Here is a 23,942-nt window from a genome sequence, read left to right as displayed (position 1 = left end):
ACTGGTCCGCTGATCAGGCCAGCTGCGCCGATGCGCGTCAGGTGATCACGCTTTAGGCGACGCTGGCCTCGAGGATGGAGATCGGCGCCGGGGTCGGGATCACGCGCTCCAGCCGCAGCCCGGCTGCGGCAAGCAGGGCCGCATATTGCTCTTCGGTCCGCTCGAGGCCGCCGGTCACGGCGAGCATGGTGACGTCGATCATCTTGATCTGGGCCGGTTCATTGCCGGCGGGCACGATCGTCTCGGCGAGCAGGACCTTGCCCTCCGGCCGCATCGCCTCGCGGCAGTTGCGCAGGATCGTCATGGCACGCTCGTCATCCCAGTCGTGGATCACCTTCTTCAAGATGCAGACGTCGGCGTCCGGCGGCACGGCATCGAAGAAATCGCCGGCTATCAGTTCGGTGCGTGGCAGGCTGCCGCCGATGCCCGCGCGTGCGGCGGCGATGCCGGCGGGCCGATCGAGCAGCATACCCGACAGATGCGGGTTACGGGCCAGGATGGCCGCGAGCAGCTGGCCGTGGCCGCCGCCGACGTCGACGACGCGCGAGAACGGCCCGAAATCATAGGCGCCGGCGACCGCCTCGTTGGCGCCCTGGCTCAGCGCCACCATGGCGCGCTGGAACAGCTGCGCCTCGTCGGGATGGACGGCCAGCCAGTCGAACCTGGCCTTGCCGAACACCTTGTCGAAGGCGGGCTCGCCCGTGCGAACCGAATGCAGGAGCTGCTCGAAGGCGAGGTAAGGCTCGCTGTTGATCATTCGCACGAAGTCCCGCGGACCCGAGCCCGTCCCGACGCACAGCGCCGCCCCGATGTCGGTCAGAGCGAAGCGACGCGGCGACACCTCCCGAAACACGCCCTCCGCGGCCAGTAGGCGCATCACCCGGTAGAGGGCATCGGCATTGGCGCCGGCCGCATCCGCCAAGTCCTCGACGGAGCGCTCGCCGGACTCGAGGAGATCGGGGATGTCGAGCTCGGCGACGACGCGTAGCGCCTGGGAGACCGCGAAGCCGAAGCCAAGCCGCATGATCTGCTGCGATGGGCTGGGCATTTGAATGACCTCCTCGCCCTGTTGAAGCTAACACGAGCGCAAGCTCGACGCACGTCACGGGCGGGCTCGAGCCTCCACTCTCCCGGAGGCGGCCGGCCCGACGGCGCCACGGGTTTGCCAGCCCACGGCGGTCGCGCCACCATCGGCCCTTTGGAATCTCCTGCGGAGCCGGCGATGACAGGATTGGAGTCTCGTGACGAGGTGCTGCTACGGCGGGCGATCGGACTGGCCGAGGAGGCGGTGCGCCAGGGATGCCGGCCCTTCGGCGCCGTCCTCGCCGACGCCGACGGCCGTATCGTCGCCGAGGGGTATTCCACCCAGCAGCGCGATCGTGACTGGACCGCGCATGCGGAGCTCAAGGTGCTGCGGGCCGCCGGCCGAAGCCTCACCTGGGACGATCTCGGCCGCTCGACACTCTACGCGAGTAGCGATCCGTGCCCCATGTGTGCGGGCGCCCTGCATTGGTCCAACGTGCGGCGCCTGGTGTTCGGCCTGGGCGAGGCGGGCATGCGGCCGCTCAGGGCCGGAAACGCCCAGGGCCGCGGCCTCGCCCTGTCCTGCCGCGAGGTGCTGGCGCGTTCCCCGCAGCCGATCGAGATCATCGGCCCGGTGCTGGAGGAGGAGGCGGCAAGGGCCCATGCCGCCTATTGGTCCGTGCCACGTCCGGCGGAGGAATGGGCTGTCCGGGCCGCGGCCGCGCAAGATCCTGAAGGGGCTCGTCCGGAATAGGGCAGTGAGGGCCGTGTCGACCGTCCTCGACCGGTGTCTTTGTGTTCTCGATGAACCCTGTTAGAGTATCGCTAGATCTCAAACGAAAGCGAGTTTTTTGCCCCGCGTCTCCGAGGGTATTCGTAACCGCTTCCAACTCGTTTTGATCAAGCCGTCGCATTACGATGATGAGGGCTATGTCATTCGTTGGTGGCGGGCGATGATCCCGTCCAATTCGCTTGCAGCGCTCTACGGCATTGCCGCCGATTGTGCGGATCGCAACGTGCTGGGCGCCGGCGTAGCCATCGACATCACCGTTATCGACGAGACGAACACGCGCGTCGATATTCCGGCGCTGCTCGGTCGGCTTCGTCGGTACGGCGATTTCGGCATGATCGCCCTCGTCGGCGTGCAATCCAATCAGTACCCGCGCGCGCTCGACATCGCCCGGCCGTTTCGTGAGGCCGGGCTTCCGGTCGTCATGGGGGGCTTCCACGTCTCGGGCTGCTTGGCGATGCTGGACGGACAGGCCGTCGAGCTCGACGCCTGCCGCGCCATGGGCGTGTCCATGTTCGCCGGCGAAGCGGAAGGACGGCTCGACCGCGTCCTGCGCGACGCTGCCGTCGGCGAGCTGGAGCCGATCTACAACTTCATGGACGACCTGCCCGGCATCGGTGGCACCCCCGTGCCATTCCTGCCGAAGGACAATATCGAGCGGACGCTCGGCCTGTGCGCTAGCTTCGACGCGGGCCGCGGCTGCCCCTACCAGTGCTCGTTCTGCACCATTATCAATGTCCAGGGCCGCAAATCGCGCTTCCGATCCGCCGACGATGTCGAGCAGCTTGTGCGGATGAACTGGGCGCAGGGCATCCACAAATTCTTCATCACCGACGACAACTTCGCCCGCAACCGGGACTGGGAGGCGATTTTCGACCGCTTGATCGAGCTGCGGGAAAACGATGGCATTCCGCTCGGCCTGATGATCCAGGTCGATACGCTATGCCACAAGATCCCGAATTTCATCGAGAAAGCCAGGCGCGCCGGTGTGACCCGCGTCTTCATCGGGCTCGAAAACATCAATCCCGACAACCTTACGGCCGCCAAGAAGAACCAGAACAAGATCACCGAGTATCGCAAGATGCTGCTCGCCTGGAAAGCGCAAGGCATCATGACGCTGGCGGGCTACATCCTTGGCTTTCCCGCCGATACGCCGGCCTCGATCCGGCGCGACATCGCCATCATCCAGGACGAGCTGCCGCTCGATGTGATCGAGTTCTTCGTCCTGACGCCGCTTCCCGGCTCCGAGGATCATCAGACGCTCTGGCGCATGGGCGTCGAGATGGATCCCGACCTCAACATCTATGATGTCGAGCACGTCTGCACATCGCATGCGAAGATGAGCCGACGGGAATGGGAAGGCATCTATCGCGAGGCGTGGTCGCTCTACTACACGCCCAAGCATATGAAGACGCTGCTCAGGCGCGCGGTCGCCACCGGTGTGCCGCTAGCCAGCCTCGTCAAAGTGCTGATTTCGTTTGCAACCACGGTCCCGCTGGACAATGTGCATCCGCTGCAGAGCGGCTTTCTGCGCCTCAAGCACCCGTCGGAGCGGCGGCCAGGGCTGGCGCGCGAAAATGCTCTCAGCTTCTGGCCACGCTTCGCCTGGGCGACGGTCGGCAAGCACGCGGTGCTGGCAGGCGTGACGGCGCGCTTGGCGCTCGCGGCCTTTCTGATCTCGAAGGACAAGGCGTCCGGGACCTATATGGACCGGGCGATTACGCCGGTCGAAGCGGACGAGGACCAGAAGCTGGACCTTTTCACCAAGACGACCGGGGGCCGCGCAGCGGTGAGGCACGTCAAGAAGATCGCCCGGCTCACCGCGTCTTAGGACACTCCGCTGGCATCGGAACTGCGGCTCAATCGCCCAGGCGGGGGGATGAGCCAAGTGGCATCGCCGCGCGCCGAGCGCTGCCATCGACATCGCTTACGGACTTGAGCGCGACGAGCAGCGGGGTGGCGAGACCGGGCGCTGGGCCACGCCGACAATGCAGCCTACTTGTTCGCGGCAGGCTTCGTGTCCGAAGGCTTCGGCCGCTCCGCTCTCATCCGGTTGGTCGCTGCCGAGCGCGTGGCGCCTGCCGCGAGGTCGCCCATCTTGGAGGAGAGGTCCTTGGTCCGCTTATTGAACTCTTCTGCTGAAACAGCTTCCGACCGACCCGTCAGTTGTGGCCTGCTCATGGGAAACTCCATCGCCGTAACGATTCATCTGCACATGGAAAAAAGGTCGGGACTCGCCCGACCTTCCCCTCGTCACCGTCTCGCCATTGCCAGTACATCCGTGGTCAACGACCAGCGGCGACGCATCACGCGGCCTGAAGATTCTCGGCCGCGCTCTTGCCGGAGCGGTTGTCCTTGACGATGTCGAAGCTGAGCTTTTGACCTTCGCGGATCTCCCGCAGGCCCGCCCGCTCCACCGCCGAGATGTGGACGAACACGTCCGAGCCGCCGCCGTCGGGCTGAATAAAGCCGAAGCCTCTGTTGGCGTTGAAGAACTTCACAATTCCAGTGTTCATGACGATTCCCTTCAATCGACACGTGGGTTTGCAGCCGGACAATGCGCCACGCTGCATCTAATCGATTGAGTCAGGAACATCCGCCATAACGTGAAGCACGTCTGGACAAAGCTCTTCACGCAGTCTCGACTATCGACAAATAGGGCTTTATTTTCGTAAATTCAAGGCAGGGCCGCAGGTATTTTTAGCGGATGCCGCGTTTCACTTCCGGCCGGGGACGCCGCGAAGATGGCCCTCCGCCGGCGAGCGTGCTCGGGCTCGCTAACAAGGCCGGAGCATGTCCTAGAGCATTTCTCTGCGATCGGGGCGAGCATCATCCAATTGCGGAGACATGCTCCAACTCTGTGAGCCTGGAGCGCTTCTTTTGCGATTGGGTGAGTCCACCCAATCGCAAACAGCTCTAGTCGGACGACGCCATCCGATGGTTGATGCGGGAGCCATTGTCGGGGTGAGCGGCGGCGCCGGGGCGCGTACCAACCGCACGCGCTCACCCTGCGCCCGCTGCTCAAAGCGCATCGACGTAACCTGCGCGGCGGCTACGATTGGCTCGCGGCGCCGGGACGGAAGGGACGCGGTCCACCTGTCGAGCCAGGCCTGCCACGCGCGTCGTTGGCCGGTCGTTTCGGGCCTGCGATCAACCCTTCGCGGATGGCCTGCTTGCGGGCCAGCTTACGCATGCGGCGCACCGCCTCGGCCTTTTCCCGGACCCTGCGCTCGGACGGCTTCTCGTAGGCCTTGCGCATCTTCATCTCTCGAAAGATGCCTTCGCGCTGCATTTTCTTCTTCAGCACGCGCAGCGCTTGATCGACGTTGTTTTCTCTCACCAAAACTTGCAATGAGTTTCCGATCGATTGGCGGCCGAAGCCGCAGTGCATGCGCCGCCCAGGATGAGCGGCTCGATCCGACGATATTTGATTTCGGCGCTCAGCACAAATTGGCGTCCGGACGGGGCCTCGCAGCCCATGCCGGGCCGTCACGCGGGACGACGCGGCGCATCGCGTCGGTCGTCGTCGATCGCCGGTCCGCGAAGCCCCCTACATATGGCTTTGTTAGGCCAGTTCGCAAGGCGGCTTGGGCCTCGGACGTCGCTGACGAAACCTGCGGCAGGACATCACCCCCACCACACCGTGCGGCGGGCGATGACGGCGAAGGCGCGGTCGGCGAGCGCGGAGATGACGCCGAGCATGATCAGGCCGCCCATCATCTGGCCGATCTGCATGTTCTGATGCGCGATGTCGATGCGGTAGGCGAGCCCGGCGAAGGTACCGGCCAGCTCCGCCGCCACCAGCGTGTAGAACGAGACGCCGATGGCGGTGCGCAGGCCCACCATGATGGTGGGCAGCGCCGCGGGCAGGATCACCGTGGTCATGAGCTTGCGCTCGGGCGCACCGAGCGAGCGCGCCGCCCGCAGCAGCCCGACGTCGACGCGCCGGACCCCCATGTCAGCGGCCACCCAGACGGTGAAGAACACGCCCCAGAACACCAGGAACCACTTGCCGAGCTCGGAGAGCCCGAACCACAGGATGACGATGGGCACGAAGGCGATCGGCGGGATCGGCCGCAGCATCTGGAACACCGGCGCCAGCAGCCGGTCGATGATGCGGATGCGGCCGGTGAGCAGGCCGAGGAGAATGCCGGCCGCGGCACCGGCGGCATAGCCGATGGCGACGCGGCTGGCGCTCATGGCCAGGTCGATGAACAGCGGGCCGGATGTGGCCGACTGCCAGAGGTCCGCCGCCACCCGCGTCGGCGGGGGAAACAGCCGGGCGTTGACGAGGCCGGCCATCGACACGGCGTACCAGAGCCCGAAGAACAGCGGGATCGAGAGATAGCCGATCCAGCGCTCGGCTGCGGCGAGGCGCATCGCGCTCAATAGTCGGCCGAGAGGCTGACCAGGCCGGGCGCCACGGCCTTGAGCGGCCCGGCGACGATGACCTCGCTCCACGTCGGCATGGTGGCGCCGGGTGGATGGTTACCGCTCTCCAGCCGCCACTTGGCGTGGGCGTTCAGGATGTCGAGGGTGCGCTGGTCGAGCGCCACCTGGTAGTGGAAATCGCCCCAGATCGGTTCCAGCTCGGCGCGCGGCATGTTGATGGCCTGGGCGACGACGTCGATGGCCGCGTCGCGGTTGGCCTTCATCCACGCCTCCGCCTCGACGAGGGCGGCGAGAAAGGCATCGATCACCTTGGGCTTCGCCTCGAGGTAGGCGCGCAGGGTCACGATGTTGAACGTTTCGGAATAGATCCCGGTCGTCGGCAGCTGCTTGACGTCGTCGCCCAGCGCCCGCTTGCCGTTGATGATGTGCGGCTCCCACGTGTTGTAGGCGTCGATGCTGCCGCTCGCCATGGCGGCGGCCATGTCCTGCGGACGCAGGTTGACCAGGCTGACGTCGGCCTTGCCGAGGCCGGCCGCCGCGAGCAGCAGGTTGGTGTAGACCTCGCCGCCGGTACCGGCGGTGAAGGCAATGCGCTTGCCCTTGAGGTCGGCGAGGGCGCCGATCTTGGCGGCGGTCGCGGTCAGCGTCTTCAGGTCGGAGTATTCCGTGCGGGCCAGGAAGGCGATCGGCTGCCTGGCCATGGCGGCCGCGGTGGTGGGCGCCTCGGCCGTGGTGGCGATGTCGGCGCCGCCGCCGATCACCGTATCCAGGCACTGCTTGCCGGTGGTGAAGTTCGATACCTGGACGTCGAGGCCGTGCTTGTCGAAGAAGCCCTTGGCCTTGGCGACGATGGTCACGCCCGAGATGGGTGAGAGATTCTGCGCCAGCCGCACGGTCTCGGCGGCTCGCACCTGCGGGGCGACTGCGGCGCCTGCGACCAGCAGGCCGGCCAGCAGCAGCCGGCGCCGCGTCCGATGCAGCATCATGATGGGATCCCTCCGGGCCGCTTGCCGCGGCGATGTGGCAGCGCAACAGAGCTTGGCGGCGGGCAAAAGCAATTAGTTGCCTCGGCGCACGGCCGTCGAAGGCGTGGGCGCGAGCCGCGAGGCGATTATTCTCCTCCGGCGTGGCCGAACGACGTCTCTCGTCTCTGGCGCGGCGGCCGATCCGCGCTAATCTGGCGGCATGCGGCAGACCGGGGGCGCCGACGCGGACGCGGCCATCTTCCTCACCGAAAGCGAGGTGCTGCTGGAGCGCCAGGCGAGCCTGGTCGAGCGGCTGTCGGCCGTGGATCAGGCACGGGTGCGCGGCCACGGCCGGCTCATGCACCTGCGCGCCCACGAGCCGCTGTTTCGCCAGGGCGAGCGCCACGACGGCATCGTCGTCATCGAGAGCGGCCAGATCCGCAGCTTCTATACGGCGCCGTCCGGGCGCGAGATCACGCTGGCGTATTGGTCGAGCGGTCATTTCGTCGGCGGTCCGGATGTGTTCGGCGGCGGCGTCCATATGTGGTCCGCGGTGGCGGCGCGGCCGAGCACGCTGATCTTCCTGCCGGGCGAAGGCCTGCGCGCGCTGGCCCGGCAGGTGCCGGACCTGGCGCTGGGCCTGATCGATGCCCTGGTGTTCAAGGCGCGCTGCTATTCCGCCTTCGCCCAGATGCTCGGCACCCGCTCGATCACCCAGCGCCTGATGCAGCTCCTGCAGCACCTGGGTGCGACCTACGGCGTGCCGGACGACCGCGGCATCCTGGTGGCGGCGGCGTTCACCCACGCTGACCTCGCGGCGCTGATCGGCGCGACGCGGCAGTGGGTGACGGTGCAGCTCGGCCGCCTGCAGGCCGAGGGGGTTCTCACGCATCACCGCGGTCTGATGGTGATCCTGCGCCCGGACGCGCTCGCGGCCCAGGCCGCGGCGGAGAAGGAGGGGTAATTCGCTCGGCCGACGTGACGTGTGGAAGTGACGCGCTTTTGATGAAATGGATGGTCGGGTCAAGCCCGACCATGACGTTGGAATGTCTGCACGTTCATCGCACCCTCGTCATGGTCGGGCTTGACCCGACCATCCATCTACTGAGTAAATACTTGCGTTAGACGTCCGTCTACGCCGCCTCGCCCGTCACCGCCGCTCCGGCAACCCCCGGTGCCACGCCCAGGGCCGCGTGGAAGGCGGCGCCGAGCTCGGCCACCCGGGCGTCCTGCCAGGCCGGGGCGATGAAGGTGACGCCCATGGCCACGCCGCTGTCGGCGAGGAAGCCGTTGGGCACCGCCATGGCGCAGAGGTCGAGCAGGTTGACGAAATAGGAGAAGTGGCCGAAGCGGGCGTTGAGGGGCAGCGGATCGGCTAGCAGGTCGGCGATGCGGCACGGCGCGCCTGCGGTCGGCACCATCAGCGCATCGATGCGCTCCCAGACCGGCTCGGTCTGTCGCCGCAGGGCGGCCAGCCGGTAGATTTGACTGAACGTTTCCGCGGCGCTGATGTCCTTGGCGCCCAACACGATGTCGCGGGTGATCGGCAGCACCTCGTCCTGATGCGCCGCGATGAAGTCGCCGAAGGCGGCAAAGCGCTCGGCCACCCAGGCGCCGCCGAACATGAGCCGGCCGGCCTCGACGAAGGGCGTGAAGTCCACCTCCTCGATCTGCCAGCCCAGGCTCTTGGCCCGCTGCTGCGCCGCCTCGAACAGCGCGAGCCCAGCAAGGCCTGGAAAAGCGTCCAGGTCCTGCTGCCGGGGCACGCCGATGACGTGTGGTCCGGCGCCCCGCTCCGGCGGCGTCGCCGGGGGGCGGCGCGAGAACGGATTGTCCGCGTCGAAGCCCTCCATGGCGGCGAGGGCCGCCCGCGCGTCGGCGACGGTGAGGGCGAACACGGAGACGCAATCGATGGTGCGGCAGTTGGGCACCAGGCCGCGCGTCGACACCAGCCCGATCGTGGGCTTCAGCCCGACGATGTTGTTGAAGCCTGCCGGCACGCGTCCCGAGCCGCCGGTGTCGGTGCCGAGCGCGAACGTCACGAGGCCTTGTGCCACCACCACGGCGGAGCCGGAGCTGGAGCCGCCGGAGGCGTAATCGGCGTTGAACACGCTGACGCAGGCGCCGTGGGGCGAGCGGGTGCCGGAGAGGCCGGTGGCGAACTGGTCGAGGTTGGTCTTGCCGATCATGACGGCGCCGGCCGCGATCAGCCGGTCCACCGCGCGGGCGGAGTCCTCCGGCCGATAGGCGAATGCGGGGCAGGCGGCCGTCGTGGGCAGGCCGGCAAAATCGATATTGTCCTTGGCGGCGAAGGGCACGCCGAAGAGCGGCAGCTCCTCGCCGGCCGCCCGCCGCGCGGCCACCTGGCGGGCAGCCGCGAGGGCCTCCGCGCGCGGCACCACGCTGATCCAGTCCGGCTCGAGGGGGCCGGACTCGATGCGGTCGTAGATGGCCGCGACGACACTCTCGGGGGCCACGCCGGCCGCATAGGCGTCGTGCAGGTCGGCGATGGCGAGGGACTTGGGACTTGGGGATAATTTGGGACTCGGGGACAACTTGGGACTCGGGGACAAGATGTTGCTCCGCTGCGCCGCAGGTGGGTCGCAGCTATCCGACGGGAGCGGGCAGCCGACCGGCAAGCAATTAATGGCGCAATTCCGGCTGATCGTCGCCCGCGGTGTCAGGAGCGGCTGCGGGACCGCAAGCGTTCGGTTGGATGTCCTTGCCGCTCGGCAAGCAATTAATAGCGCTTTTGGATCGACGTCGGCCGTCGCTCAAAATCCCGGCCCCAAGATCACCCAGCAGACCGACGTTGACCGCCTGTTGATCGCTTGCCGCCCAAATGCAATTCCTTTGCAAAGGGAAAAATCTTTTAAATTCAACCATTCTTTTGGAATGGCGCGGGTGGCACCGGCCTTGCAATTTGCCGCGGCGTGGAGCGAGGACCCATGACGCGCGCAGCTGCTTTCAAAACCGATGCCACCCTGAGCGCCCGCGAGCGGGTGCTGGCGCATATCACCGAAGAGGCGTGGCTCACGCTGGCCTGCGAGCTGATACCGGCTGGCCAACCGGAGGCGGAGAACCCGCTCGACCCGGATCTGCCGGGCGGCCGCGAGGAGGGGATTGCCCGGCTCGTCGCCGGGAAGCTCGATGTCCTGGGCTTTGCCGTCGAGCTGGCGGCCAAGGTGCCGGGGCGGCCCAATGTCATCGGCGAGCTCGCCGGCCGCGCCAGCGGCCCGTCCCTCATCCTCAACGATCACCTGGACACCTACCCGGCCGGCGATTGGGCGGCCTGGACCATGACCGGCGGCCATCCGTTCCGGCCGACTCGCCACGGCGACCTGCTGTATGCCCGCGGCACCTCCGACACGCGCGGCAATCTCGCCTGCACGCTGTTGGCCGTGGAGGCGATCCGGGCCGCCGGCGTCGCGCTCAACGGCACGCTGAAGTGCATCTATACGGTGGACGAGGAGAAGAACGGCCCCGACGGCTCGATCTGGCTGCTCGACGAGCATGGCGTGAGCGCCGACTACACCATCGTCTGCGAGCCGACCGCATGGACCGCGCCGGACGGCACCTGGGGCATGGGCATCGCCGTCGCCAATTGCGGCAACTTCCTCGTCGAGGTGGAGACGCGGGGCGTCAAGACGCACCTCTGGCGCCCCGACACCGGCGTCAACGCGGTGAGCGCCATGGCGCGCCTGCTCGCGGCGCTGGAGGGCATGAGCTTCACCCACCAGCCGGCGCCGCGCCCGGGCGGTACGCCCCCCATGGTGACGGTGCTGCGCATCGCCGGCGGCGAGCCGCGCGAGATGCAGTTCACGCCGGATCGGTGCACCGCCGTGCTCGGCGTTGTCGGCATCGTGCCCGGCATGACCCGCGACAGCGTCATGGCCGATATCGCCGCGGCCTTGGCGCGAGCCGCGGCGGTCGACCCGAGCCTTCAGGCGACGGCACGGCCGTTTCCCGGCGCCCTGTTCGTCGACGGCACCGGCGAGCAGGACGGCGACGGTGAGCCGACGGCAGCGCTGCGGCGGGCCTACGGCGAGGTGCTGGGCGGCGAGCCGAAGCTCTACCGCAAGAACGCCTTCAACGACACCATCCGCTTCTCGGAGCGCGGCATGAAGGCCATCACCTTCGGCCCCGGCGAGGACGGCTGGTCGCCCGTCAACGAAAGCATCCACATCGGCAAGGCGGTCGCCGCCACGCGCATCCTGGCGCTCACGGTCATGGACCTGCTCGGGGTCGAGCCATGAGCGCGGTGCAGGGTCTCGAGCCTGCCGCGCCGCGGGCAGCCCCAGTGTGGCGCAGCCTGGCGCCCCGCCGCGACCGGGTGCTGACCGGGCTGACCGCCGCGAGCCTGTTCCTGGTTTGGTTGCTGGTGACGCGCTACGGCCTCGTCAACCCGCTGTTCCTGCCATCGCCGGGCGCGGTGTGGAGCGCTTTCGTCAAGACGGCGATGGAGGGCTACCAGGGCAGCCTGCTGCACGAGCACCTCGCCGCCAGCCTGTGGCGGGTGCTCGCGGGTTACACGCTCGCCTGCCTGATCGGCATTCCGCTCGGCCTCGTCATGGGGCTCAGCCGCGACGCGAAGGCGGTGTTCGATCCGATCATCGAGTTCTATAGGCCGCTGCCGCCGCTGGCGCTCTACACGCTCATCGTCATGTGGCTCGGCATCGGCGATGCCTCGAAGATCGCGCTGCTGTTTCTCGCAGCGCTGCCGCCGCTGACCATCAGCGCCATGCAGGCGGCGGCCGGCGTCGATGCCGGCTACGTCAAGGCGGCCCGCAGCCTGGGCGCCAATCGCCGACAGCTCATCCGCCATGTTGTCCTGCCCGCCTGCCTGCCGGGCATCGTCACCGGCATGCGCATCGCTCTCGGCTTCACCTACACCGTGCTGGTCGCCGCCGAGATCGTCGCCGCCACGGCCGGCGTCGGCTGGATGATCTGGGACGCCAGCAAATTCCTGCTCGGCGACATCGTCATCATGGGGCTGATCGTGCTGGCACTCACCGGCCTCGCCCTCGACTGGGCGATCCGCCGTTTCGAGCGGGCGCTGACGCCCTGGCGGTTCAAATAATGCATGGCCCGAATGCCCTGGAGATCGAGATGACGCCCGCCCGACGCCCGTCCCATCGCCGCATGGCGGCCGCCGCCTTCGGCCTCGCGCTCGCCGCCGTGGCAGGCGCACCCGGCGCCGTGGCGCAGGAGAAGCCTCAGGCCATCACCATCGGCTACCTCAACCTGGTCAACGCCCAGCTCGTCACCAAGGCGCTGGGCCTGCACGAGAAGGAAGCCGGGGGCGTGCCCATCAAATGGGTGAAGTTCGGCTCCGGCGGCGACGTCAACCGGGCCGTCGCAGCGAGCCAGGTCGACTTCGGTGGCGTCGGCAACCCGCCCTTCACCATCGGCGTCACCCGCGACCTGCCGTACAAGGGCATCTTCGTCCTCAACATGCTGGGACCGGTGGAGGCGCTGGTGGTGCGCCAGGACAAGGGCATCAAGAGCCTGAAGGATCTGGTGGGCAGGCAGGCCGCGGCGCCCTTCGGCTCGACCACCCACTACCTCTTCATCGCCGCGCTCAAGGAGGCCGGCGTCAAGCCGACCGACGTCAAGCTTCTCGACCTGGCGCCGTCGGATGCGGTGGCAGCCTGGCTGCGCAAGGACATCGACGCCGCCTGGGTGTGGGAGCCCAACCTCGACAAGATGGCCAAGGCCGGCGGCGAGATCCTGCTCGACAGCGGCGAGATGGCGAAGCGCGGCTTCCCCACCTGGGACGTCGGCGTTGTCATGAACGATTTCGCCAAAAAATATCCGGGCTTCGTGGAGAGCTACGTGCGGGCCGAATGCGCCGGCATCGACTATTGGCTCAAGCATCCCGACGAGACGGTGGAGATCGTCGCCAAGGAGCTGAGCCTGCCCAAGGAGGACGCGGCGCGCATGATCAAGGGCACCCGCGTCGTGCCCTGCGCCGAGCAGGTGACGGCGGGCTACCTCGGCACGGCGGGCAAGCCCGGCGCTTTCGCCGACACCATGCTGGCCACGGCGACCTTCCTCAAGGACCAGGGCCGCTTGCCCGCGGTGAAGGATATCGCCGGATACGCCGCCTTCATCGACCCGAGCTATCTGGAGAAGGCGGTGGGCAAATGAAATGGATGCCGTTCGGCCATGGCGGCGCTGCGGCGCCGCGCTCGGCGGCCCCTGCGACGGTGGCGGCACGCGCGCACCCGGCTCCGGCCCGCGACCGCGGCCATATCGCCATCGACAACCTGTCCGTACGCTACGGCGAGGGCGCCGGCGCCCGCACCGTGGTCGACCGCTTCTCGCTCGACATCGAGCCGGGTGAATTCGTCTGCGTGCTCGGCCCCTCCGGCTGCGGCAAGTCCACGGTGCTCAACGTGGTCGCGGGCTTCGTCGCGCCGGCGAGCGGGCGAGTGACGGTGGACGGCGACGTCATCGGCGCCCCCGGCGCCGACCGCGGCATGGTGTTCCAGCAGGCGACATTGTTTCCCTGGAAGAGCGTGCTCGACAACGTCGCCTTCGGCCCGCTGATGACCACGGGCAGCGCCAGCGTCGCCGAGGAGACGGCGCGCACGTTCCTCTCCCTGGTCGGCCTCGCCGCCTTCGAGAAGAGCTATCCGACGGAGCTCTCCGGCGGCATGCAGCAGCGCGTCGGCATTGCCCGGGCGCTCGCCAACTATCCGCGCGTGCTGCTCATGGACGAGCCGTTCGGCGCGCTCGACGCCCAGACCCGCGCGATGATGCAGGAGGCGCTGCTGAGCATCTGGGCCGAGTTCCGCACCACGGTCATGTTCATCACCCACGACATCGACGAAGCGATCTTCCTCGGCGACCGCGTGGTGGTGATGAGCGCAAGCCCCGGCCGCATCGTCGCCGACATCAAGGTCGACATCCCGCGTCCGCGTACGCCCGAGGACCAGTTCGGCGAGACGTTCGTGGCGGCCAAGCGCCAGTGCTTCGAGCTGATCCGCGCCGAGACGCTCAAGGCATTCGAGCAGCAGGCGGCCGCAGCCCGGGGGTAGGGGGCGCATTGGAACGTGGGCTCAGCGCTCCAGGGAACCAGCTGAGGGCAGGTCTGCGGCGGGGTACTCCGCATGCGCCGTCGATGACATCAAGCTTCAGCTGCTCCATTGGCTCCGTGGGCCCTTGTCAAGCCCGCCTAGATCGGCCCGATTCCTCTTCGTGTCATCACTCCGCTCCAGGCACTTGTATTGAGCGTAGGCGCCCCGAAAAGCGCATGTCTATCTTGGGGAGGGCGGTACTTTAGCCGGGCCCGATCCAGTAAGATCAGGCAAAGGGTCCGGCGGGGGGCGCCGCGCTCGCCGATCATCGAGCACGGGCTGCGCCATCTTAGTCTTTAGTATACATGGTTCGCCGTGCACCTCGATGTGACGCGTGGTCTCAACACAACGGGCTTCATGTTCGGCCGTCGCTTACATCGCTCCGGACCTATGATCGCCATCTCTTCAGGCTAAGTGCCCGCTTGACAAGATGCACATGATCTTCAAGCTCACGATCAATGAGGATCCCGGGGCCACCGCGGTACGAGGTTAGTCAGCAGACGGGCCGGGTCTTTGTGCGCGCGTGTCGAAGCTCGAGACGACGCGGCCGCACCGGCGCGCCCGCATGACCCGGCGACGAGACCAAATTGAAGGTGGCGATGGGCCGGCACGATGTCGGAGCCCGTTCAAATTGAGTTGAACAGGACGGCGGAGCTCGCACGACACGTCCGGCGCATCCGCAGCAAACGGCCGACGAAGCAGGCTGAACAAAAGAATTGGGAGGAGCCGGAATGGCGTCGGTCGGGATCGTCAATGTCCGAAAGTCCTTCGGCGCTCATCCCGTCATCCACGGTGTGAGCGTCGACATCGCGGACGGCGAGTTCGTGGTGCTGGTGGGCCCGTCGGGGTGTGGAAAATCGACACTGCTCCGGATGATCGCCGGCCTTGAAAATATCTCCGGCGGGCAGATCCTAATCGGCAACCGCGTCATCAACGATGTGCCGCCGAAGGAACGGGACATCGCCATGGTGTTCCAGAACTACGCGCTCTACCCTCATATGACGGTCGCGGCGAACATGGGCTTCTCGCTCAAGCTGCGCCATGCGCCGAAGGACGAGATCGAAGCGCGGGTCGAGCGGGCGGCGACGATCCTCGGCCTGTCCCACCTCCTCGACCGATATCCGCGCCAGCTCTCCGGAGGTCAGCGCCAGCGCGTCGCCATGGGCCGCGCCATCGTGCGCGATCCCCAGGTGTTCCTGTTCGACGAGCCGCTCTCCAACCTCGATGCCAAGCTGCGCGTGCAGATGCGCACGGAGATCAAGGAGCTGCATCAGCGGCTGAAGACCACGACGGTCTACGTCACCCATGACCAGATCGAGGCGATGACGATGGCCGACAAGATCGTCGTCATGCACGACGGCCTCGTGGAGCAGATCGGCGCGCCGCTCGACCTCTACGACAGGCCGGCCAACCAGTTCGTCGCAGGCTTCATCGGCTCCCCCGCCATGAACTTCATCAAGGGCACGGTGCGCGTCGACGACAAGCCGCGTGTGGAGACCGATAGCGGCGTGTCGATGCCCCTCCCCGAGACGGCCGGTGTCCAGGACGGCCAGCCGGTCGTCTACGGTCTGCGGCCCGAGCACATCAGGCTCGACGGGGCCGGCGTGCCGGCGCAAGTGGTGGTGACCGAGCCCACGGGCTCGGAGATCCATGTGGTGGCGCGCCTCGGCGAAGCGGCGCAGGGCCGAAACGGGCCGGGGCAGGAGATCAACTGCCTGTTCCGCGAGCGCTTGTCGTTCACCCCGGGCGAAACCATCCGCATCGCAGCACAGCCGGCCCTGGCGCATTTGTTCGAGGAGGCCACCGGACGACGCATCTGAGACATTGCAAGATGAGCTAGACGGTGCCGACGACAGCAAGGCGGCGCCCCGCAGCATCAATAAGCATGGGAGGAAACGATAAATGACCATTTCGAGACGTGATCTGTTGGCGGGCGGCGCCGGCCTCGCGGCTGGAAGCCTGGCCCTGCCGTTCATGGGAGGCGCTCCCGCGCTCGCTCAGGTGCCGAAGTTCGAGCCCGAAGCCGGCGCCAGCCTCCGCCTGCTGCGGTGGGCGCCCTTCGTCAAGGGCGAGGAGGATGCCTGGCTCGCCAACACCAAGAAATTCACCGAGGCCACCGGTATCGACGTGCGCATCGACAAGGAGAGCTGGGAGGACATCCGCCCCAAGGCGGCCGTGGCGTCGAGCGTGGGCTCCGGCCCGGACATCGTCTGGGTGTGGTTCGACGACGCCCAGCAATATCCCGACAAGCTGCTCGACGTGACCGACCTCGCGAAGGGCCTCAGCGCGACCTACGGCGGCTACTATCCGGGCAACGAGGGCTACGCCAAGGTGAAGGACCGCTTCGTCGGCCTGCCGCTTGCCACCATCGGCAATGCCGTGGTCTATCGCGACAGCTGGGTGAAGCAGGCGGGGTTCAGCGAATTCCCCAAGGATGCCAAGGGCCTGCTCGAGCTCGGCAAGGCGCTCAAGGCGATCAACCATCCCATGGGCTTCACGCTCGGCCACGGCGTCGGCGACGGCAACAACTTCTGCCACTGGGTGCTCTGGAGCCACGGCGGCAGGATGGTGGACGAGAACGGAAAGGTCGTCATCAACTCGCCTGAGACCGTCGCGGGCCTGCGCTACGTGGCCGAGCTGTACAAGACCTTCATTCCGGGCACGGAAAGCTGGCTGGACGTGAACAACAACCGCGCTTTTCTCGCCGGCGACCTGTCGGTGACCGCGAACGGCGTCTCCATCTACTACGCCGCGGCGAACGACCCCAAGCTCGCGGACATGGCGGCGGACATGAAGTCTACGAACTTCCCCATCGGCCCGGTCGGCCAATCGGTGGAAATGCATCAGACGACGACGGCGTGCATCTTCAAGTACACGAAGTTTCCGAAGGCGGCGCAGGCGTATCTGTCCTTCATGTTCGACGCGCCGCAGTACAACGCCTGGCTCACCGGCTCCAGCGCCTATTGCTGCCAGACGCTCAAAGCCTTCGCCAACAATCCGGTATGGACGTCGAAGCCCATCCACGCCGCCTATGCCAAGGCCTCCGACACGCTCCGCCCGAACGGCTATGCCGGGCCGCTCGGGCCACAATCGGCCGCGGCCATGGCGGATTGGATCGTGGTGGACATGGCGGCGGAAGCCGCCACCGGCCAACGCACGCCGGAGGAGGCGGCCAAGCGCGCCCAGCTGCGGGCGGAGCGGGTGTACCGCTGAGATGAAGGGTCGGCGGGGGTGCCCCGCCGACCCTGAACCTGTCCTTGCGCCGGGCGTTCGCTCCAAATGGGGCGTGACTGGCCCAGGCGGGCACCGGAGCCGTCGCGCGGGATGGCGAGGCGCGAGCCGGTGCAGCCCGGCCCATGGGCGGCGAGGGCAGCAACGAGCGACTTGCGGAGACCTAGTCCATGGCCAACGTCGCAGTGGTTGAGCCGACCGCACCGCGGTCCTTCTGGGCCGGCATCGGCCAGGGGCGCCATGTGCTCGGCATCGTCTTCATGCTGCCGGCCGCGATCTTTCTTCTCTTCTTCCTCACCTATCCGCTCGGGCTCGGTGTCTGGCTCGGCTTCACCGACACGCGGATCGGGCGGCCGGGCGTCTTCATCGGCCTTGAAAACTACGAGCTTCTCTGGGGCGACAGCCTGTTCTGGCTGGTCGTGTTCAATACGATCCTCTACACCACCGTCGCCTCGGTGCTGAAATTCGGCCTCGGCCTGTGGCTTGCGCTGCTGCTGAACCAGAACCTGCCGTTCAAGTCCTTCTTCCGCGCGATCGTGCTCCTGCCCTGGGTCGTGCCCACCGTGCTCTCCGCCATCGCCTTCTGGTGGATCTTCGACAGCCAGTACTCGATCATCTCCTGGGCGCTGATCAAGCTGGGGCTGATCTCGGCGCCCATCAATTTCCTCGGCGACGTGACCAATGCGCGGGCCTCGGTCATTGCCGCCAACGTATGGCGGGGTATTCCCTTCGTGGCCATCTCGCTGCTGGCCGGCCTGCAGACCATCTCGCCCTCGCTGCACGAGGCGGCGACGCTGGACGGCGCCACCTCCTGGCAGCGCTTCCGCTTCATCACCTTGCCCTTGCTGTCGCCGATCATCGCGGTGGTGATGACCTTCTCGGTGCTGTTCACCTTCACCGACTTCCAGCTCATCTACGTGCTCACCCGCGGCGGGCCGCTCAACTCCACCCACCTCATGGCCACGCTGTCGTTCCAGCGCGCCATTCCCGGCGGCCAGCTGGGGGAGGGCGCGGCCATCGCGGTGGCGATGATCCCGTTCCTGCTCGCGGCGATCCTGTTCAGCTATTTCGGCCTGCAACGCCGCAAGTGGCAGCAGGGCGGCGCAGACTGATGGCCGCGCGCCGTTCCTCCGATGCCAGCCTCATGATGGCGAGGACCCGCTGATGACCCAGGCTTCCGATGAGATGAGCGACCATTCCTCCGGCATGAGCTATCTCGAAAGCCTGCCGAGACGGCTCGTTACCACCATCCTGCCGCTGCTGGTGTTCGTCTTCGTGCTGCTGTTCCCGTTCTACTGGATGGCGATCACCGCGGTTAAACCGAATTTCCAGCTGACGGACTACAACAATTACTCGCCACTGTGGGTGGTGCAGCCGACGCTCGACCACATCAAGTATCTCTTGTTTCAGACGTCGTATCCCAACTGGCTGTGGAACACGATCTACATCTCGGTGGCCGCCACTTTCATCTCGCTCGTCACCTCCGTGCTCGCCGCCTATGCCATCGAGCGCCTGCGCTTTACCGGCTCGCGCTGGGTAGGGCTCGGCATCTTCCTCGCCTATCTGGTGCCGCCGTCGATCCTGTTCATCCCGCTCGCGATCATGGTCTTCGGGCTCGGCGTCTACGACACCAAGCTCGCCCTCATTCTCACCTACCCCACCTTCCTGGTGCCCTTCGCCACCTGGCTGCTGATGGGGTATTTCCGCTCCATCCCCTTCGAGCTCGAGGAATGCGCGCTCGTGGACGGCGCCTCCCGCTGGCAGATCCTCGTCAAGGTGCTGCTGCCGCTCTCGGTGCCGGGGCTGATCTCGGCCGGCATCTTCTGCTTCACCCTGTCCTGGAACGAGTTCATCTACGCGCTGACCTTCATCCAGTCCTCGGAGAACAAGACGGTGCCGGTCGGCGTGCTCACCGAGCTCGTGCGCTCGGACGTTTATGAGTGGGGCGCGCTGATGGCGGGCGCCCTGATCGGTACGCTGCCGGTGGTGATTCTCTATTCGTTCTTCGTGGACTACTACGTCTCGTCCATGACCGGCGCAGTGAAAGAGTGATGGCCGAGAGAGGCGCACCTGGCGGATCAGGTGCGCCCCCCGAATCGAAGCTCGGCTCAGGCCTTGACTGCGAGCCGTCCCAGGTAGTCGCGTTTGCCGATCGGCACGCCACGGTGGCGCAGGATGTCGTAGGCCGTCGTCGAGTGGAAATAGAAGTTGGGCAGCGAGAACGACAGGATGAAATCCCTCGCGACGAAGGGGATCTGGCGGCCGCCGACAGTGAAGACGAGGTCGCCGGTCTCGAGCTTGTCGAGCTCGTCCGGGCTCACCTCGCCCAGGACCTTCCGAGTCTCCGCCACCATCTGCTGCAGGCCGGCGTAATCGTGCGGCGCCGTGTCGGGCGGCGGGGCGAACTCGCCCTTGCGCAGCCCCTGGATGGCGCCGAGCGAGTGGTGCACCACCGAGATGAGCTGGAAGCGCAGCGGCAGCATGTCGTTGCAGAGGCGCGTGGTGACGAACTCCTGCGGGTCGATGCCCTTCTCGGCGCAGTAGGCGGCCCCCTTCGCCAGGCAGGCGTCGACGCTGGCGATGGTCTGCAAATAGCGCCCGACGCTGACGTCGTAGAACGAAATGCTCATGTCCGATCCTCCCGAGGCCTCTCTTGCTGCTGGCCCTGCTCAAGCTTATGCGCGGGCGGCGCGTTCGGCAAAGTCGCGCCTTCAGTCGACCGGGGTGTGACGGAGTCGGCCCGTCGCCGGCGCTGCCGTGGTCGCGCGGCGCTTCGGCTCGGCACTGGCTCGAGCGCGGCCAGCGCAGGCCGTACCATGCCCTCGAGCAACTCGCGCTCCGGCCGCGCCCGCGCCAAGACCCGGATGCCGAGCTGGACACCGAGCAACAGGCGCGCCAGGTCGTTGGCAGTCTGCGCCGTCGAGATGCTGCCGTCCCGCTGGCCTGCGGCGATGCAGCGACGGAAGAACGCCTCGATCTCCGAGAGCACATCGGCGATGAGGCGCTGGAATTCGCCATCGTGCGGCGCGACTTCGAGCGCCGAGTTGATCAGCAGGCAGCCCTTGCGGTCGCGGTCGGCCAGCGACAGGGCGATGATCTCGTCGAAGAAGGCAGTGATGGCGGCCCGCGGCTGCAGGCGGTGCTCGAAGCGCGCTACGCGGTCGCCGAAGCTGCCGGCGACGTAGGTCTCCAGCGCCCGGCGAAACAGCGCGCGCTTGTCGCCGAAGGCATTGTAGAGGCTGGCGCCGGTCAGGCCCATGCGGGCCGCCAGATCGCGCACCGACGTGGCCTCGTAGCCGTGTGACCAGAAGCACTGGATCGCGGCATCGATCGCCGCCGCTTCGTCGAATTCTCTCGGCCGCGCCATCGTCCGTCGTGTCGGGCTTTGCTTCTTGCAAGTTTTATATCGATCGATCTAAAACGCAAGTGGGGAAGCGACCTGGCGGAAGGGATGAGCGAACCATGACCGATCGAGCTGCCGGCGCGCCCGCACCGGCATCCGTCCCGGCGCGAGCCGATGCATCTTCGCGCCGCCGGGGGCTCGCTTGGGCGGCGATCGCCCTGGCGATCTTCTCCGGCTGGTTCGTGGTGACGCGCCTGGGACTGGCCCGGCAGGTGCAGGTCTGGGACGTCATCGCGCTCCGCTTCGGCGGCGGCGCGCTGCTACTGGGTCCGCTGCTGTTCAGGCGCTCTTATCGGCTGCCGCCGCACGCCTGGCGCCAGGGGCTAGTGCTGTCGCTGTTCTGGGGCGTGCCGTTCGCGCTGATGGTCAGCGTCGGGCTGAAGCTCACGTCGGCGGCGACGGCCGCGTCGATCACGCCGACGATGACCGCCTTGTTCACCGGCCTCGTCGCCTGGCTCGTGCTCGGCGAGGTGCCGAGCCGCTGGCGCCTGCTCGGCTACGCCTGCATCGTCGCCGGTGTCGTGGGCCTCGTCGTCAGCGAGGCGCCGGCGGGCGGCCGCATCGATCCACTGGGCGTGGCGGCCCTTGTCGGCGCCTCAGCCCTATGGGCGATCTACACGGCGCGGTTTCGAGCCGGGACGCTCAGCGGCGTGCAGGCCGTGGCCCTCGTCTCGATCATCTCCTGCGCCGCCTTCCTGCCGATCTACATCGGTCTCGGGCTGAGCGGCCTGAGTTCGCTTTCACCCGGCGAACTCGCGATGCACGCGTTCTATCAGGGCGCCCTCATGAGCGTGGTGGCGATGGTGGCCTACAATCGCGCCGTGGCGCTGCTGGGTGCGGGGGGCGCTGCGGCCGTCATGGCCCTGGTGCCGGTCATGGCGACCGCGGCAGCCGTGCCGGTGCTGGGCGAGGTGCCGACCCTTGGCGCAGCGCTGGCGATCTGCGTCATTGCCCCGGGCGTCGTTCTGGCACTCGCCGCTCCGGCCCGGCGCGCTGTCGGCGAGCTGCCGCGCCCGCGCGGGTCCTAGAGCATTTCGCCATTGGATGGTCTCATCCAATGGCGAAATGCTCTGGAGCACAGGCGCCCGTTCGCCAGCAAGCTGGGGCCGGAGCGTCGACAGGACGTCTTCATGTTGACTAGGCCTGAAGTCCTACCTACGGTACTTATCGGGTGAGGGAGGCCGAGGCATGAGGGCAGCAGTTTTCCAGGGGCCGGGCCAGCCATTGGCGATCCAGGATGTCCCCGAGCCCGTTCCCGCTGCCGGCCAGATGGTGCTGAAGGTCCGCCATTGCGGCATCTGCGGCACCGACCTGCATTCGACGGAATCAGGTCCCGAGTGCCTCCCGGCGGGCAAGATCCTCGGCCACGAGTTCTGCGGCGAGGTCGTTCGGCTGGGGACCGGCGCCGAAACCCGGTGGCGGGAGGGCGATCGCGTCGCCTCGCTCCCGACGATCGGCTGCGGAACATGTGCCGCATGCCTTGCGGGCACGCCGATCTGGTGCCGCCAGATGAAGGATCACTTCTTCGGCACGATCAACGGCGGCTTCGCCGAATACGTGCTCGTTGGTGCGAAGGAGAGCGTTCGGCTGCCGGACGCAGTGTCATGGCGCGAGGCGGCGCTCGTCGAGCCGTTGGCCGTCGGTCTTCACGGGGTCCGGCTGGCGAAGCTCGAACCGGGCGCGGATGTCCTTGTCGTGGGCGCCGGGCCGGTCGGCCTGGCCGTCGTCGTCTGGGCCCGGGCGCTCGGCGCGCGCACCATCGTGGTGACCGCCCGCTCCGATCGGCGCGCCGATATGGCGCTGAAGCTCGGCGCGACGGAGTTCGTCGCCGGCGACCAGGACCTGCGTAAGGCCTTTCGCCGGATTGCCGGCGGCCCGCCGGCGGCCGTGTTCGAGTGCGTCGGCGCGCCCGGGATGATCGAATACTGCGCCAGCCTGGCGGCCCCGCGCACCGAGGTGATCGTGCTCGGCTCCTGCACGAAGCCCGATACGATCAACCCGTCGACCGCCATGAACAAGGAGCTGACCTTCCGCTTCGCGCTCGCCTACAGCGTGAAGGAGTTCGAGACGGCGGTCGACATGATCGCCCGAGGGCGGATCGAGCCGGAGATCATGGTCACCGACGTCGTCGGCTTCGATGCGTTCCCGGCGGCCTTCGAGGCACTGCGCGAGCGGACCACCCAGTGCAAAGTGCTGTTCGAGCCGACGTGAGGGAGGCGGTGATGACGCGCGTAGCCATCGCGATCGAAGGCGGCGTCGCCGATGTGCGGCTGAGCCGGCCGGACAAGATGAACGCGCTTGACGAGGCGGCGTTCGAGGAGCTCATCGCGGCTGGGGAGGCGCTGAAGCGCGACACCACCGTGCGCGCCATCGTCCTCTCGGGGGAGGGCCGCGCCTTCTGTGCCGGCCTGGACACCAGCAATTTTGCGGCCATGGCGGGTGCCGAGGGGGTCTCCGGGCCGCCGCCGAACACGCCGCGCACCCATGGCATCTCCAATCGAGGGCAGCACGCCGCCATGATCTGGCGCGAGGTGCCGGCGCCGGTGATCGCGGCCGTGCACGGGACGGCGCTCGGCGCCGGCCTGCAACTGGCGCTGGGCGCGGACATCCGATACGTCGCGCCGGACGCCAGGCTGGGGTTGCTGGAGATCCGCTGGGGCCTGATTCCCGACATGGCCGGCATCCCCCTGTTGCGGGCCCTGGCACGCCAGGACGTGGTGCGGGAACTGGCCTATTCGGGGCGCATCTTCTCCGGCACCGAGGCGCTGGCCTATGGCTTCGCCACCCGTGTGGTCGATGATCCGCGGGCCGAAGCCCTGGCCCTTGCGCGCGAGATCGCCGACAGGAATCCCGACGCGATCCGTGCCGCCAAGCGCGTCTTCAACGAGGCCGAAGACAGCGATGCTGCCAGCCTGCTCCAGCGCGAGAGCATCGAGCAGGATGCATTGGTCGGCACGCCCAACCAGGTGGAGGCGGTCAACGCCGCCATGGAGAAGCGCTCGCCGCGCTTTGCCGATCCCGCCGCGCCGCGGTGAGATCGGCCGTGCCATGATGGC

The 23,942-nt window shown here is 67.4% G+C and carries 23 protein-coding genes; 15 read left to right on the top strand and 8 right to left on the bottom strand.

Features of this window, described 5'->3' with window-relative positions:
* Positions 1–52: 52 nt before the first annotated feature.
* Positions 53–1,048: a methyltransferase gene (locus tag ACZ5PO_RS33820; protein WP_464187081.1), complete on the bottom strand. Its 996-nt coding sequence runs from the start codon at positions 1,046–1,048 to the stop codon at positions 53–55.
* A gap of 174 nt (positions 1,049–1,222) precedes the next feature.
* On the opposite strand from ACZ5PO_RS33820, the gene ACZ5PO_RS33815 reads away from it, so the two are divergent.
* Together ACZ5PO_RS33815 and ACZ5PO_RS33810 are read left to right on the top strand one after the other, a co-directional pair.
* Entirely contained in the window at positions 1,223–1,777 is a 555-nt protein-coding gene (locus tag ACZ5PO_RS33815) for a nucleoside deaminase (RefSeq protein WP_464187080.1), read from the top strand.
* A gap of 97 nt (positions 1,778–1,874) precedes the next feature.
* A complete protein-coding gene (locus ACZ5PO_RS33810; RefSeq protein ID WP_464187079.1) occupies positions 1,875–3,644 on the top strand; it encodes a B12-binding domain-containing radical SAM protein in 1,770 nt (589 codons plus the stop codon).
* Positions 3,645–4,119: 475 nt separating this feature from the next.
* Here the strand turns inward: ACZ5PO_RS33810 and ACZ5PO_RS33805 are convergent, their stop codons facing one another.
* The 4 genes from ACZ5PO_RS33805 to ACZ5PO_RS33790 all read right to left on the bottom strand — a co-directional run bounded on the left by ACZ5PO_RS33805 (position 4,120) and on the right by ACZ5PO_RS33790 (position 7,191).
* The gene (locus tag ACZ5PO_RS33805; RefSeq protein ID WP_464187078.1) at positions 4,120–4,329 is read right to left on the bottom strand and encodes a cold-shock protein; all 210 of its coding nucleotides are present in this window, start codon (positions 4,327–4,329) and stop codon (positions 4,120–4,122) included.
* A gap of 536 nt (positions 4,330–4,865) precedes the next feature.
* The gene (rpsU, locus tag ACZ5PO_RS33800) at positions 4,866–5,165 is read right to left on the bottom strand and encodes a 30S ribosomal protein S21 (protein ID WP_464197144.1); all 300 of its coding nucleotides are present in this window, start codon (positions 5,163–5,165) and stop codon (positions 4,866–4,868) included.
* A gap of 275 nt (positions 5,166–5,440) precedes the next feature.
* Positions 5,441–6,193 carry an ABC transporter permease gene (locus tag ACZ5PO_RS33795; protein WP_464187077.1) on the bottom strand — a complete coding sequence of 251 codons (753 nt, stop codon included), beginning with the start codon at positions 6,191–6,193 and terminating at the stop codon, positions 5,441–5,443.
* Between the two features lie 5 nt (positions 6,194–6,198).
* The gene (locus tag ACZ5PO_RS33790) at positions 6,199–7,191 is read right to left on the bottom strand and encodes an NrtA/SsuA/CpmA family ABC transporter substrate-binding protein (protein WP_464187075.1); all 993 of its coding nucleotides are present in this window, start codon (positions 7,189–7,191) and stop codon (positions 6,199–6,201) included.
* Positions 7,192–7,390: 199 nt separating this feature from the next.
* On the opposite strand from ACZ5PO_RS33790, the gene ACZ5PO_RS33785 reads away from it, so the two are divergent.
* Positions 7,391–8,134: a Crp/Fnr family transcriptional regulator gene (locus ACZ5PO_RS33785; RefSeq protein ID WP_464187074.1), complete on the top strand. Its 744-nt coding sequence runs from the start codon at positions 7,391–7,393 to the stop codon at positions 8,132–8,134.
* 169 nt (positions 8,135–8,303) lie between these two features.
* Here ACZ5PO_RS33785 and atzF read toward each other — a convergent pair whose 3' ends face one another.
* The gene (atzF, locus tag ACZ5PO_RS33780; protein ID WP_464187073.1) at positions 8,304–9,725 is read right to left on the bottom strand and encodes an allophanate hydrolase; all 1,422 of its coding nucleotides are present in this window, start codon (positions 9,723–9,725) and stop codon (positions 8,304–8,306) included.
* 91 nt (positions 9,726–9,816) lie between these two features.
* On the opposite strand from atzF, the gene ACZ5PO_RS33775 reads away from it, so the two are divergent.
* The 9 genes from ACZ5PO_RS33775 to ACZ5PO_RS33735 all read left to right on the top strand — a co-directional run bounded on the left by ACZ5PO_RS33775 (position 9,817) and on the right by ACZ5PO_RS33735 (position 19,535).
* Positions 9,817–10,122, top strand: coding sequence for a hypothetical protein (locus ACZ5PO_RS33775; protein ID WP_464187072.1), 306 nt, complete (start codon positions 9,817–9,819; stop codon positions 10,120–10,122).
* A complete protein-coding gene (locus ACZ5PO_RS33770) occupies positions 10,119–11,426 on the top strand; it encodes a M20 family metallopeptidase (protein WP_464187071.1) in 1,308 nt (435 codons plus the stop codon). Before ACZ5PO_RS33775 ends, ACZ5PO_RS33770 begins: the two co-directional genes overlap by 4 nt.
* Complete coding sequence (locus ACZ5PO_RS33765) at positions 11,423–12,250, top strand: ABC transporter permease (RefSeq protein ID WP_464187070.1); 828 nt, start codon at positions 11,423–11,425, stop codon at positions 12,248–12,250. The genes ACZ5PO_RS33770 and ACZ5PO_RS33765 overlap by 4 nt, the downstream gene beginning before the upstream one ends.
* 29 nt (positions 12,251–12,279) lie before the next feature.
* Positions 12,280–13,320 carry a taurine ABC transporter substrate-binding protein gene (locus ACZ5PO_RS33760; protein ID WP_464187069.1) on the top strand — a complete coding sequence of 347 codons (1,041 nt, stop codon included), beginning with the start codon at positions 12,280–12,282 and terminating at the stop codon, positions 13,318–13,320.
* Positions 13,317–14,213 carry an ABC transporter ATP-binding protein gene (locus tag ACZ5PO_RS33755; RefSeq protein ID WP_464187067.1) on the top strand — a complete coding sequence of 299 codons (897 nt, stop codon included), beginning with the start codon at positions 13,317–13,319 and terminating at the stop codon, positions 14,211–14,213. Before ACZ5PO_RS33760 ends, ACZ5PO_RS33755 begins: the two co-directional genes overlap by 4 nt.
* A gap of 770 nt (positions 14,214–14,983) precedes the next feature.
* Positions 14,984–16,072, top strand: coding sequence for an ABC transporter ATP-binding protein (locus ACZ5PO_RS33750; protein WP_464187066.1), 1,089 nt, complete (start codon positions 14,984–14,986; stop codon positions 16,070–16,072).
* A gap of 82 nt (positions 16,073–16,154) precedes the next feature.
* Positions 16,155–17,465, top strand: a complete 1,311-nt coding sequence (locus ACZ5PO_RS33745; protein ID WP_464187065.1) for an ABC transporter substrate-binding protein — start codon at positions 16,155–16,157, stop codon at positions 17,463–17,465.
* Between the two features lie 278 nt (positions 17,466–17,743).
* Entirely contained in the window at positions 17,744–18,595 is an 852-nt protein-coding gene (locus ACZ5PO_RS33740; RefSeq protein WP_464197142.1) for a carbohydrate ABC transporter permease, read from the top strand.
* Between the two features lie 52 nt (positions 18,596–18,647).
* A complete protein-coding gene (locus ACZ5PO_RS33735; RefSeq protein WP_464187064.1) occupies positions 18,648–19,535 on the top strand; it encodes a carbohydrate ABC transporter permease in 888 nt (295 codons plus the stop codon).
* Between the two features lie 56 nt (positions 19,536–19,591).
* Here the strand turns inward: ACZ5PO_RS33735 and ACZ5PO_RS33730 are convergent, their stop codons facing one another.
* Complete coding sequence (locus ACZ5PO_RS33730) at positions 19,592–20,113, bottom strand: DUF1993 domain-containing protein (protein WP_464187063.1); 522 nt, start codon at positions 20,111–20,113, stop codon at positions 19,592–19,594.
* Positions 20,110–20,850 (bottom strand): TetR/AcrR family transcriptional regulator, encoded by a 741-nt coding sequence (locus tag ACZ5PO_RS33725; protein ID WP_464187062.1) that lies wholly within the window; start codon positions 20,848–20,850, stop codon positions 20,110–20,112. Before ACZ5PO_RS33725 ends, ACZ5PO_RS33730 begins: the two co-directional genes overlap by 4 nt.
* A gap of 95 nt (positions 20,851–20,945) precedes the next feature.
* Here ACZ5PO_RS33725 and ACZ5PO_RS33720 point away from each other — a divergent pair, with 95 nt between their 5' ends.
* The 3 genes from ACZ5PO_RS33720 to ACZ5PO_RS33710 all read left to right on the top strand — a co-directional run bounded on the left by ACZ5PO_RS33720 (position 20,946) and on the right by ACZ5PO_RS33710 (position 23,921).
* Entirely contained in the window at positions 20,946–21,914 is a 969-nt protein-coding gene (locus tag ACZ5PO_RS33720) for a DMT family transporter (protein ID WP_464187061.1), read from the top strand.
* A gap of 160 nt (positions 21,915–22,074) precedes the next feature.
* Positions 22,075–23,097 (top strand): zinc-binding dehydrogenase, encoded by a 1,023-nt coding sequence (locus ACZ5PO_RS33715; protein ID WP_464187060.1) that lies wholly within the window; start codon positions 22,075–22,077, stop codon positions 23,095–23,097.
* A gap of 8 nt (positions 23,098–23,105) precedes the next feature.
* The gene (locus ACZ5PO_RS33710) at positions 23,106–23,921 is read left to right on the top strand and encodes a crotonase/enoyl-CoA hydratase family protein (RefSeq protein ID WP_464187059.1); all 816 of its coding nucleotides are present in this window, start codon (positions 23,106–23,108) and stop codon (positions 23,919–23,921) included.
* Positions 23,922–23,942 lie beyond the last annotated feature (21 nt).

The sequence above is a fragment of the Chelatococcus sp. KU-N122 genome, assembly GCF_055391085.1.
Note: the sequence above shows the minus strand (reverse complement) of the source record. Positions and strands in the feature narration are given on the sequence as shown.